At 36.7% G+C, this 12,607-nt stretch carries 10 protein-coding genes, 1 tRNA gene and 1 pseudogene; 8 read left to right on the forward strand and 4 right to left on the reverse strand.

Annotation, left to right across the window (positions count from 1 at the left end; genetic code table 11):
* Positions 1-80 precede the first annotated feature (80 nt).
* From MKX14_RS13525 to queA, 3 genes are all read right to left on the reverse strand, one after another.
* Positions 81-1,109, reverse strand: a complete 1,029-nt coding sequence (locus MKX14_RS13525) for a hypothetical protein (RefSeq protein WP_240282699.1) — start codon at positions 1,107-1,109, stop codon at positions 81-83.
* A 92-nt stretch (positions 1,110-1,201) separates the two neighbouring features.
* Positions 1,202-2,203: a hypothetical protein gene (locus MKX14_RS13530; protein ID WP_240282700.1), complete on the reverse strand. Its 1,002-nt coding sequence runs from the start codon at positions 2,201-2,203 to the stop codon at positions 1,202-1,204.
* Positions 2,204-2,288: 85 nt separating this feature from the next.
* Positions 2,289-3,326 carry a tRNA preQ1(34) S-adenosylmethionine ribosyltransferase-isomerase QueA gene (gene queA, locus MKX14_RS13535; protein ID WP_240282701.1) on the reverse strand — a complete coding sequence of 346 codons (1,038 nt, stop codon included), beginning with the start codon at positions 3,324-3,326 and terminating at the stop codon, positions 2,289-2,291.
* A 182-nt stretch (positions 3,327-3,508) separates the two neighbouring features.
* Here queA and MKX14_RS13540 point away from each other — a divergent pair.
* From MKX14_RS13540 to MKX14_RS13560, 5 genes are all read left to right on the forward strand, one after another.
* Positions 3,509-3,595: transfer RNA gene (locus MKX14_RS13540), tRNA-Leu, on the forward strand.
* Between the two features lie 142 nt (positions 3,596-3,737).
* Positions 3,738-3,884, forward strand: a complete 147-nt coding sequence (locus tag MKX14_RS13545) for a hypothetical protein (RefSeq protein WP_240282702.1) — start codon at positions 3,738-3,740, stop codon at positions 3,882-3,884.
* 61 nt (positions 3,885-3,945) lie between these two features.
* Positions 3,946-4,761 (forward strand): hypothetical protein, encoded by an 816-nt coding sequence (locus tag MKX14_RS13550; protein ID WP_240282703.1) that lies wholly within the window; start codon positions 3,946-3,948, stop codon positions 4,759-4,761.
* Between the two features lie 213 nt (positions 4,762-4,974).
* The gene (locus tag MKX14_RS13555; RefSeq protein WP_240282704.1) at positions 4,975-6,180 is read left to right on the forward strand and encodes a BRCT domain-containing protein; all 1,206 of its coding nucleotides are present in this window, start codon (positions 4,975-4,977) and stop codon (positions 6,178-6,180) included.
* Entirely contained in the window at positions 6,173-6,799 is a 627-nt protein-coding gene (locus MKX14_RS13560; protein WP_240282705.1) for a hypothetical protein, read from the forward strand. Before MKX14_RS13555 ends, MKX14_RS13560 begins: the two co-directional genes overlap by 8 nt.
* Positions 6,800-7,091: 292 nt before the next feature.
* Here the strand turns inward: MKX14_RS13560 and MKX14_RS13565 are convergent.
* Positions 7,092-7,235: pseudogene (locus MKX14_RS13565) on the reverse strand (TraR/DksA C4-type zinc finger protein); the annotation flags it as partial.
* A 292-nt stretch (positions 7,236-7,527) separates the two neighbouring features.
* Between MKX14_RS13565 and bvgS the strand changes: the two are divergent.
* The 3 genes from bvgS (at position 7,528) to ilvE (ending at position 12,567) form a co-directional block, all read left to right on the forward strand.
* On the forward strand, positions 7,528-8,799 hold the full coding sequence (gene bvgS, locus MKX14_RS13570; protein WP_240282706.1) for a sensor histidine kinase: 1,272 nt from the start codon (positions 7,528-7,530) through the stop codon (positions 8,797-8,799).
* A gap of 66 nt (positions 8,800-8,865) precedes the next feature.
* Entirely contained in the window at positions 8,866-11,616 is a 2,751-nt protein-coding gene (gene glnE, locus MKX14_RS13575; protein ID WP_130625691.1) for a bifunctional [glutamate--ammonia ligase]-adenylyl-L-tyrosine phosphorylase/[glutamate--ammonia-ligase] adenylyltransferase, read from the forward strand.
* 24 nt (positions 11,617-11,640) lie between these two features.
* Positions 11,641-12,567: a branched-chain amino acid transaminase gene (gene ilvE, locus MKX14_RS13580; RefSeq protein WP_017385645.1), complete on the forward strand. Its 927-nt coding sequence runs from the start codon at positions 11,641-11,643 to the stop codon at positions 12,565-12,567.
* The last annotated feature ends 40 nt before the right edge of the window (positions 12,568-12,607 follow it).

The following is a 12,607-nucleotide window of genomic DNA, read 5'->3' on the forward strand; positions in this document are numbered from 1 at the left end:
CTCCTCTTATTTTTATTCTCTCATTGAGCCTTTTAACTTCTTATTTTTTGATAAGTTGCCAGTTCAGCGCTACGAGAGATTTATTTAATTAAATTAATCATTAATTGCTGAAATTTTTCATATTGCGGCATAGTCATGGTACGCAAGTGTCCACGTAATGTTGAAACATCATGAATTTCACTTTGCTTGCTGGTGGTCTGAAAAAGATCTTGTTCACCGAGATAACACAAAATTTGCTCTTCATGATGATAAATTAAATCACCTTTAAAGTGTTGAAAAAAATCATGAAGTTTTAAAGTTATGCTTGGGCTAACTTCTTTAGCTAATTGGTGTTGGGCAGTACCAAAAATATTGAGCTTTTGGTTAATCAGGACGTCAGTGCTTTCCCATTCAGTTAAGTAAGGTGCAAAAAAGCGAGAACGTTGGTTACTTACAGCAATACCCAATGCAGGCATTTCAAATATAAAAGCGCCCCATAGATCTCTATGGATCTCTTTAACTATTTTTTTGTCACTATCCTGATTTTGAAGAATGGGGAAATTATTTACATAGTGATATTTGAACAGCAGAACTTGATGTTCCGTAATACCATCATCCCACGTAGTCGAAGCAAACTGAGTAATTTCGTTAGATTCATTACCCCGATTAAACAGTGGAAAGTGTTGCTTTAATTTGCTTAAGACTAAAATTGGTTGAGATTGAATAGGAAGATAGGCCGGTAACTGTTGAAACCTTAATCCATAACGTAAAGCGGTCATACGTTGTTCTAAATAGTGAATGACTTCGCTTATAGGTTTTTGCGGTTCATAGAGCAAATAGGCCAGAAAACCAGTTAAAAATGCCCATAAGAGACTCAAAATATATTGAATATGAGGATGAAAAAAGTATCCAAATAATAAAGTCGTAATACTGCAAATACTTAACAAATACGGCAATACATTAACAAAGCGAAGGTTCTGATCTTCACGCCATGGATGTAACGCATTTAAGAGCTCTTGATCTGTTTGTGACTTTTGTCCAGCATCCCAAAGTCGAGCAATATTGCGAAAAACCTGTGTGTTTTTCTTACGTCTTATATGCAGAGCTTCTTGTAAGGTATCAATTGGCATCGAAGTAATGAGTTCATTATCATAAAGTGCTATTTTTAGATTATCTTTTAAATTGAAAGAGATAAATAGAAATAAGTTATAAATAATTACTTTTATGATTTCGGCATTTGAGTTTCATTAATGAAATGCTGCAATGTGTTTGCAAATTGCTCAAACTCTGGCATTGAAAGTGTTGTAAGAAATTCGGCAAGCTCGCGTACACTAGCGCCATATAAACTTTGCTGGCGTAAAAGATTTACATTACAGAGCCAACATAATGCAGATGTTTCAGGGTGTACATAGAAATCCCCAGGAAAATCTTCCAACATTTTTTCTAATAATAACAAACGGTCAGGGCTTAGAAACTTTACTAAATCCAACTCATTAATTCCGCTCTGTTGATATTTTTGATTAAAACGGATATCACTTGATTCCCAAGCTACACCTAAGCGACAAGCCTTTTTCTGTTGACTTGAAATACTGACTCCGCGAACTGGAAAATTCTCTAAAATGACGCCGTATAAATTATAGCTAACATCTTTTAGTTCCCATTTACCTTTTGAATTATAGGCCATCTCTCGATTGATATAATGGTATCTAAAGATTTTATAGGGATGAATTGTTTCTCTTACTTGCCACTTGCCGTGTATTGCAGTTAAAACTGAATTTTGTTGATTGCCTAACTTAAACAAAGGAAAGTCTGAAGCGGATGTTCCTTCTTTTGTTAGGTTATCTTCAGTTGCAAATTTGAAATTATATTTATGTTCATAATAATAAATTTGGATATCTTGAAGTAGGCAAATCAGTTTGGCCGTCGATGCTCTATGGTAAAAACCATAAAAAATCGCAAGAATGGCAAAAGGGAAGAAGTAAATCGAAATCAAAAAGCCTAAGGCCATACAAACTAAGGCGAAAATTGTAGCATTCCAAAAAATATAATTTCGAATATCAAGTTGTTGGGTGCCTGTCCAATTTTTTAATGAATGAATAAGTATTTCGGGAGGTAATTGCTGATTAAGTAAATTTCTTAATGCCTCAATATTTTTTAAAGTAGTTTTGTTATGTGTATTTTGATTGTCAAAAGCACTTTGAATTTTTTGAAAAAGCAGTTTCATAAATTTTATTATTAGTCGAAATTGTAGTTGGGTCAGCTGGATTAAAATTTAAATGAGCTTATAAAATTTAACCCAGCTTTAATTTTTAAACTTCTAACTTATCAATTAGCATTGCATCGCCATAGCTAAAGAAACGATAGCGGCTTTTAACTGCATGTTCATAGGCAGCCAAAATGTTGTCTCGATTTGAAAGTGCTGATACCAGCATGAGCAGGGTAGACTCTGGTAAATGGAAGTTAGTAATTAAACGGTCCACGATGCAGAACTCATAACCTGGATAGATAAAGATTTGCGTGTCGCCAGTCCAAGCTGCAATTTTACCGCCATGAGCTTGAGCTGCACTTTCTAAAGCACGTGTCGCGGTTGTACCAATGGCAATCACTTTATTGCCGCGTGCTTTAGTCGCCAAAATTAAATCAATAGTTTCTTGAGGAACATCACACCATTCACTGTGCATGACATGATTGGTAATGTCATCAGTACGAACAGGCATAAATGTGCCAGCACCGACGTGTAAAGTCACAAAAGATTTTTGAATATTTTTTTGCTCTAACTTTGCTAGTAACTCTTCGTCAAAGTGCAAGCTCGCAGTAGGAGCGGCAACACTGGCAATTTTTTCAGGATTATGAAAAACCGTTTGATAGCGTTCAGTGTCAATTTCTTCTGCTTCACGGTTAAAGTAAGGCGGAATAGGCAACTGACCATATTGCTCAAGAACAGGCAAGATCAGCTGTGAAAACTCAACCACAAATAAATTTTCGTGACGGCCACGTACAATTACAGGAATATTATCTGCACCAACAAAAAGTTCAGCACCTGCTTTAGGTGAGTTACTAGATTTGATATGGCAATATGCTGTTGTATGGTTCAGCATACGCTCAACCAAAATCTCAATAGCACCGCCTGTAGAGCGTTTTCCTTTAAGTCGAGCTTTCATGACCTTGGTGTCATTAAGCACCAACAAATCACCTTCTTCGAACAGATCGATAATGTCTGTGAACATGTGATCATGATATTGACCCTTTGAGTCTAGGTGCAACAACCGCGAAGCACTACGTGATTCGAGAGGGTAACGGGCAATGAGTTCATCAGGTAATTCAAAGGAAAAGTCAGACAGTTGCATATTTGAGAAAAAACACCACAAAAATTGGGCCTAGTATAAACTTTTTCGCTTTTTTATGGCTGTGCTTCTGACCTAAATCATGAAAAATGTTTAAATGATCTAAAAGTGAACGATAATATTCACTTAGGGTTTGACAAGTTTTACAAACGCGCTAATATACGCAACACAAACATACTTCCTCTCCCGAGGTGGTGAAATTGGTAGACGCGGCGGACTCAAAATCCGCTGTCAGAGATGACGTGTCGGTTCGAGTCCGACCCTCGGGACCAGATTCAGAATCGCAAGATTCTACGAAAACCCCTAAGCTAACGGCTTAGGGGTTTTTTGTTGGGTAATTTTTATTGTAGAAAGTTTGGAAAAGCTTAGATACTATTGCGCGTCAAGACTTTATAATAATTTTAGGGGTGGGAAATGAGGGATATAGAAACCATAGATTTAGAGGAAGATAAAAACAAAATCACAGCTATTACTTCATCTGAAGATGGAGCTAATAGAACTTTAAGTGGTATTAAGCGACTAAAATCAAGAATAATAAACAATTTCAAGAATAATAAATAAAAAAGATGAGTTTTCAATTCCTACAGATAGTATTGATGATTTTAATAAATTATTTAAAGATATGCGGTTAGGTTTTTCTACACTTGAAGCTTCAATAAAAAGCTTAAAAAGTGAAAGTAAATTGGTAAGAAGCGAATGTGTCAGACTAGTATTTCAGAATATAAAATTAGTTAATAATATTGATAGTTGGCGGGATTATCTAAATTTTCTTAGAGATATTGTTTATCAATTAAATGTAGTTCAGGTTGTTGTAAGTGGTGATATACAGCGAGAAGAATTTTTAGCTTATAAGGAAGATATGAGCCGTACGGTTGCCGCTCTAAAAAATAGGGAGGTTGAACTGATAAATAGAATTGAAGAAGTTAAAGTCATTGTTGAGCAAACTAAGAATATTAAAATTCATGATTATTATGCATTAGCTGCTGAAGAAAATGAAAATAAATCAGAACTCAATAAAGCACTTTTTATTGTTATCATTTTCTTATCACTAGCATCAATTTGGTTTTGTCTTGTTACAAAAGCTTATTTTGGATTAAGTGGTTATGACTATTATTTTTTTAAGGGTAGTTTAGTCTTAACTTCAATTACCTTAATCACTTACTTTTTAAAACAGTCTGTTAAATATCAAAAAATAGCTGACCAATGTAAGCAGACTAAACTAGAGTTAGAAGCATTTCCAAGTTATGTAGCGAATTTATCGAATGAAGATCCTTTAGTAGCAGATCTCAGAAAGGAACTAGCTACGAAATATTTTGGGCGTGAGATTGATAATAAAAGTAATGATGAAACAAGTAATATTTTGCAAGATCAAATGAAAAACACTACTGAAATGGTGAAAGCCGCTATGGAAGTACTTAAAAAGACGGGAAGTAATTAGACTAAAGTTGTCGCTATAAGGTCTTAAGAATTAAGAAAAAAATAGATTATTAATAGTATCTTGGATACTATGTAAGCAATTTGAATTTGATAAGAAATTTTTAAATAAGGGTAGGTGAAAATGCTTTATATTCCATATGTTTTAATGGGTATTTTGTGCGTTTTATGCTGGACAATACTCTGGTATATCATCAGACCTACTAGCTATTTTCTAGTGAAAGAAAAAACACCTTTTCCAAGATTTCAAATATTTCTGCATCATATTTTAGCAATTTTTATTTTATTTGTATTACTAGCTATTTTTATTCCTGGCGATGGAACTACTCAACCATCTAATATAGATATTATTCTATTTCTACTTAGTATCGTTGGTACTATTATCTTTTTGATTTATTTTGGAAAAAATAAAATAGATTTGGTTAGAAAAAAAGAAGAGGTGATAAACAATCAACCTGTTCAACCTGTTCAACCTGTTCAACCTGTTCAACCTGTTCAACCTGTTCAACCTGTTCAACCTGTTCAACTACAAAAGCCTATTATCAATAATGTAGAGCCATTTCGGATACAGCATTCAAATATAAAACTTAATAATATTATTCTAGGCTTTTTTGAAGGTATTTTTATTGATGACCAAATTAATGAAATTGAGATTAATGCCTTAATCGAGTGGATAGAGTGTTATCCAGAAGTCTGCAATTTAACTAATTTTGATGTTTTGTATCAATTATTGATCAAGGCAAATGCTGATCCAAAATTCTTAATAGAAAATCGAGATGAATTGAATCAAGTATTAACAGGATTCAAGAGATCTACTTATTTTACTGCTGGGACTGCTGATACTCAAAGATTACATGGTGTTCTTGCTGGATTGTTATGTGATGGGACAATCAATGACCGCGAGGTTGTTGCATTACGAATTTGGCTAGATGGCCATAAACATCTGGAACAAGACCATTTATTTAAGGAAGTTTATCAATTACTTGTTTCTGTAAGACAATTAAATCAAGTTAACCCTGCCGTAATACAGACATTAATTCAAACAATTAGTAAATACGTAGACCGTGAGAATTATTGTTTGCCTAAGCAAGCGGTAACCTCAACTTCAGAAAATATCAATCCTGATTTTTACCACGGTGATTTTGTTATTAGTGGTTTTACTTTTTGCTTAACCGGCGCATCTGAACGATATACCAAGGCTGAATGGAAGGAAGTTATTGAGGCTAAGGGCGGTACTTTTACAGATAGTCTCACTAAGAAGGTTGATTATTTAGTGATTTGTAATAAAGGTAATCCTCATTGGGCACACATGAGCTATGGGCGTAAGTTTGAACAGGCTCTGAAGTGGCAGAATGAAGGTGGAAAAGTGAAAATATTGACTGAAGATGATTTTGTGAAGGTATTGGAGAGCAACCATGACTGAGTTAATCATTAAGATATTAAGTTTAGGAGGGGTTGCTGCGGTATTTGCATTTGGATGCAAATATGTATTTTTTTTCAATTTTCGCTATGGTTATAAAAAGAAAAAATTTGGTTTAATTAAAACTGGACTAGAAAATTTAAAAAAATTGTTCGATGAGCAATATGAAAATCCTAATTTACCACCTTATTTATTGCAAGCAGCTGTTAATGAACATCTGATAAGTACCAGATATAAATATAAAATTATTTTCTTTTTCATGAAGTATGAAGCTTTAAATATTGAGGAGAGTGCCAAGGCGGTTGATAGTGCATGGCCATTTTTAAAAGTTGTAGAAGTAGAAAATAATAAAGTTGAACTTAGAACAAAGTATACACTTGAACAGATAAAAAAAAGGAATAAATGGTGTTTAATGGTTTATGTAATTCTTGGTTTACTCCTTATTCTTGCTCAATGGCTTGAAAGTTATGTAATAAGTTGGATAACGATTGATAGGTTATTAATTATTGTACCGATTATGCTACTTATTATGTTTGTTGCTGCTTGGTTTGGAATAAAGTTTACTTCAATTACTGCACTTAAAAAGATGGTTAAATTTGGTGACCAAGATTTAAATCCATAGCTTATTAATAAAGCCCCATTGAAGGGGCTTGGCGTTATGCGACAAGATATAAGAACATAGAGCTACTTAAAATAATGCCCATGATCATGCCGATTAAGATCGGGTATAGCTGCATTTATTACTCCCGTATGGATTTGCTGATTTAACTTGAGTTGACTTTTGTTTTGGAGATATTCTTCCTTATAAAAAGCCTTCATTTCACGGATGTATCGAGTGAATTGATAATTCAGGATCATCCAAAAAATAATGAGGGCTAAAACAAGAATAACGATGAAAAAGATTAGGAAATTTGTCATTTAAAAGTACCTTTTTGAAAGTTTTCTTGTGTATTTTTACATTCCACACAAAGGGTTACAGAGCCATAGCGCTGACGCTCAACGGGAATATCATTTCCACATTCTTCACATTCGGTAAGGGAAAGGCAGCTAAAGTGTTTAATGTGTAATTATTAGAAAATTTAAAGATGGGTTTTCTCTTTTTTGTTATGATTTTGAACTCGCATTTCTAACATCTTACAACTCTTTACCTTCAAACATTTGTTGTATTTTCCTCAAGCATACCCACTTTATGTATCTGAAAACCTTTAATTGAAACTTCACATTTCTATTTTGAAAAGAACGTTGCTCTTTTAATGTACTGTGTTAAAGTTTGTAGTAGATCATAATGATTATAAGTACATTTCTTGAGAGCGGTTCCGACCAAAAACGACATAATCTGTGAGGCGGGCAATGACATTCCAACGTTTAGAACTAAATCAGGTTGAGCAGTTAAGTGCTTGTAGGATATCTCTGTTGCTTGGATTAAATGCCGAGCAGAACTACATCGAGCAATTTTTCCGGTTTAGTCTTCGTCTTTTGAATTGTAAAAAAGCCTTATTGACTTTTAATCAGGAACCTTACTTTTGGCATCGTTGCCCTGAGGGTATGACGGCAATCTCGTTTAAGCCTTCGAAACATTTAAAACAGTGCTTTGCTAAACAACAGATCATTAATCACTCACATCCCTCTTATCAAAACTTAACCAACTATTTAAAAGAACTAAACATCGAGTGCAGCAGGGCATTAGCCGTGCATCTTTTACACCCTGATAAAACCTCGATGGGCTTTGCTGTCTTTTTTGATGACGATGCGGCAACATTTGAAGATGACGATATTCAATTACTGCTCGATTATTGTTCTACTTTTATGCAGCAAGTCGAGTTGAAGTTTAACTATGAAGAGTTAAACGAACTCTATGAACAACAAGTTGCGATTAATTCGAGTAAGACGAAATTCTTCTCGATTATTTCGCATGATTTACGAGCGCCGTTTCATGGCTTGCTCGGGTTTTCTGAAGTACTCGCCAAAGAGCGTGAAACTTTAGATGAGTCTAGTATTCAAAACATTGCAGATTATTTATACGACACCTCGCAATCGACCTATAACTTACTTGAAAGCTTACTGACATGGGCGATGGCAGAGGGTGGGCGTTTTGTTTATCACCCGATTAACTTTAAACTTAGACAAGTCAGCAATATCGTTTGCGATGTACTACACACTTTAGCTTTAAAGAAAAATATTGAACTAGTTAATGGTGTTCCAGATGATTTAAACATCTACGCCGATATCAATATGATGACTTCCGTGATTCAAAACTTGGTGTCAAATGCGCTGAAATTTACCGACGTTGATGGATCAGGCAAAGTCTTTATTGAAGCTCAACAAGCGGATGCAAATGTAGAAATTACTGTTCGAGATACAGGTTTGGGTATGACCGAGCAACAAATGGCAAATTTATTCCATCCACGTATTACTGCTAGCTTTAAAGGCACTGCAGGGGAAAAAGGTGCTGGTTTAGGTTTGAGTCTTTGCAAGCGTTTTGTCGAGATTAATCAGGGGCAAATTACTGTTGATTCTAAAGAAGGGGTAGGAACGACATTTAAAGTTCTATTACCTTCAGCTCAAGAAAGTCATGAAGTACATACCGAACATCATTCTTCATCAGAAGCAAAATTAGTCTAATCCCTTTTCCTTCCACTACTCGAACTGCTATAACTAAAACAGAGTACGAGGAAAAGAGCTTTTTATATGAATGCGGAGCAGTTACAAAAAACATTGCGTGCCAGTCAATACGCAGAACAAGTTTTAGGTTTGCATCAAGCTGTTTTAGAACAAGATTATCAAATAGATCAATTTACTGCACCGCTCTCGACCGAACAGATTTACCAGTTTGTACAGACCACCCTAGATGGGATTGGTGATGAAACGCTTTGGATGCGCGGAATGCGCATTTTACGTAGCCGTTTAATGTTCCGCTGGATTTGGCAGGATGCCAATCAACTGACCGATGTTGTCACACTCACTCGTGAACTTTCTGATTTTGCCGATGCCAGCATTTGTGCAGCAAAAGATTTTGCGCGTGTAGCACTTGTAGCGAAACATGGTGAACCTGTGAGTTACTCTGGCAAAGTTCAAGATTTGATTGTTGTTGCCATGGGTAAGCTTGGTGCTCAAGAGCTTAACTTATCAAGTGATATCGACTTAATTTTTGCCTTTGATGAGCAAGGTGAAACCAACGGTCGCAAATGTATTGATGTACAGCAGTTCTGTATTTTGTGGGGACAAAAACTCATTTATTTGCTTGAACACATTACTGCCGATGGTTTTGTATTTCGAGTTGATATGCGCTTACGTCCTTGGGGGGATGGCTCGGCATTAGCGATTAGTCATGCAGCTTTAGAAAAATATTTAAGTCAACATGGCCGTGAGTGGGAACGTTATGCATGGATTAAAGCGCGCGTTGTCACTGGGGGAAAAGAAGGACAAGACTTATTGGAAATGACACGTCCTTTTGTATTCCGACGCTATGTCGATTATACCGCTTTTGCTGCCATGCGTGACATGAAAGCGATGATTGAGCGTGAAGTGTTACGTCGTCATATTGAGGATGATATTAAACTCGGGGCGGGTGGTATTCGCGAAATTGAATTTATTGTTCAGGTCTTCCAGCTGATTTACGGCGGTTCTAAACGTGAGTTACAAGACCGTCAATGTTTAGTTAGTCTTGAGCACATTGGTGAAGCTGGCTTATTAGAAAAACAAGCTGTATTAGAACTTGAAGATGCTTACCTATTTTTACGCCGTGTTGAACACGCGATTCAAGCCCTCAATGACCAACAAACCCAATTATTACCAGAAGAATTGGATTTAAGACAACGCATTATAGATACCTTAGGTTTTACGAGCTGGAATGAGTTTCTTGATGTTCTTAATGAGAAACGTCAAAAGGTAAAAGTTCAATTTAAGCAGCTTATTGAAGATACCAGTTCTAATGCAGCAACTGAAAATTTTGGGCAGCTAGAGCAGCAGTTAGATGAAGTACTGGACGACAATGCGAAAAATCTGATTCATGAGTTTTGGCATGGTCATGCACTTAAAAAACTTCCTTCAAATGCTGTGCAGCGTTTAAAAACGTTTTGGCCTCATTTAATTGAAGCGATCTTGCAGTCTGAACAACCACAAACTGCACTGTTGCGCTTAATGCCACTGATTGAATCAGTCATGCGTCGAACCGTGTATTTAGTGATGTTGATTGAAAGTAAGGGGGCATTGCAACGCTTAGTGAAAATGGCGACGGTGAGCCCGTGGATTTGTGAAGAACTGACTCAGTATCCAGTATTACTAGATGAGTTCTTATCGATGGATTTTGAGTTACCAAAACGTAAGGACTTAGAAGACTCATTACGTCAGCAGTTGCTTCGTATTGAGATTGATCAGGTCGAAGACCAAATGCGAGCACTTCGCCTGTTTAAAAAGAGCAATGTACTCACTGTTGCGGCCAGTGATGTGTTAGCTGAAAGTCCTCTTATGAAGGTGTCGGATGCATTAACCGATATTGCTGAAGTGAGTGTTAATGCAACACTTCATTTAGCTTATCAGACTGTAGCAAAGCGTCATGGTTACCCAAAAGATGTTGATGGGAAACGCTGCTCACTCGACTACAAAGCTTTTGCTGTCATTGGTTATGGCAAAGTGGGTGGTATTGAGCTGGGCTATGGTTCTGACTTAGACCTTGTCTTTATTCACTACCTAGATGAACAAGCTGATACGGATGGAACTAAATCAATTAGTGGTTTTGAATTTGCTATGCGTGTTGCTCAAAAGTTTATGTCACTCATGACTACGCAAACGCTAGATGGTCGTGTCTATGAAATTGATACACGCTTAAGACCTTCAGGCGAAGCAGGTTTATTGGTAACAAGTCTGAAAGCCTATGAACACTATCAGTTGAAAAGTGCATGGCTTTGGGAACATCAGGCATTAGTACGTGCCCGCTCTATTGCTGGTGATGAGGTGCTTTGCCAGAAATTTGAAATATTTCGACGCGAGATATTGACTCAATCTAGAGATGAGGCTTATGTTCGTGAAGAAGTGTTGAAAATGCGTCAGAAAATGAAAGACCACCTAGGTTCGTCTTCTGAACAAAAAAAACATGGTATTTTTCATTTAAAACAGGACGCAGGTGGTATCGTCGATATCGAATTTATGGCACAGTATGCTGTACTTGCATGGAGCGGGACGAAACCCGATCTCGCCCATTATTCTGATAATGTAAGAATATTAGAAGATGCTGCTAAAGCAGACTGCTTATCCAGTGAAGATGCCACAGCATTAATTCGAGCCTATCTTAGTGAACGTGCCGAAAGCCACCGCTTAGCCCTTGCAAATCAATCCATGCAAGTCAGCGCAGCGGACTGGCGTAGTACCCGTGCGGTCGTTTGCAATTTATGGCAAAGATTAATAGACCCAACCGCCTCGGTTGAGTTGGATAGTGAATGATTTTATAACAATTTGGAGTGTTCCATGAATTTGGCTGATCGTGATGGTTTTATTTGGCAAGATGGAAAATTAATTGATTGGCGTGATGCAAAGATTCACGTTTTAACCCATACTTTACACTACAGTATGGGCGTATTTGAGGGTGTTCGTGCTTATGAAACTCCTAAAGGTACAGCGATTTTCCGTCTTCAAGACCACACAAAACGTTTGTTAAATTCAGCAAAAATTTATCAAATGAAAGTGCCGTATGATCAAGCAACGCTTGAACAAGCACAAATCGATGTTGTTCGTGAAAATAAATTAGCTTCTTGCTATTTACGTCCATTAATCTGGATCGGTTCAGAGAAACTAGGTATTGCAGCAACAAATAACACAATTCATGCCGCTGTTGCTGCGTGGGCGTGGGGTGCATATCTTGGTGATGAAGCGATGGCGAATGGTATTCGCGTTAAAACTTCATCATTTACTCACCATCATCCAAACGTGACGATGTGTAAAGCAAAAGCATCTGGTAACTACACGTTGTCAATTCTTGCTCATCAAGAAGTTGCACATTCTGGTTACGATGAAGCAATGCTCATGGATCCACAAGGTTATGTATGCCAAGGTTCAGGTGAAAACGTATTCTTGATTAAAGATGGCGTTTTACACACTCCAGATATCGCTGGTGGTGCACTTGATGGTATTACACGCCAAACTGTGATGACAATCGCAAGAGATCTTGGTTACCAAGTTGTTGAGCGCCGTATTACACGTGACGAGTTCTATATTGCAGACGAAGCATTCTTCACAGGTACTGCTGCTGAAGTAACACCAATTCGTGAATACGATGACCGTCCAATCGGTTCGGGTACTCGTGGCCCAATTACCACTGAAATCCAAAAAACTTACTTTGATGCGGTTCAAGGTAGAAATCCGAAATATGAACACTGGTTAACTTACGTAAAATAAGTTAATCCGTTAACATAAAAAGGCGAACTTCGGTTTCGCC

This window comes from Acinetobacter pittii (assembly GCF_022449185.1).
Classification (GTDB): Bacteria; Pseudomonadota; Gammaproteobacteria; order Pseudomonadales; family Moraxellaceae; genus Acinetobacter; species Acinetobacter pittii_I.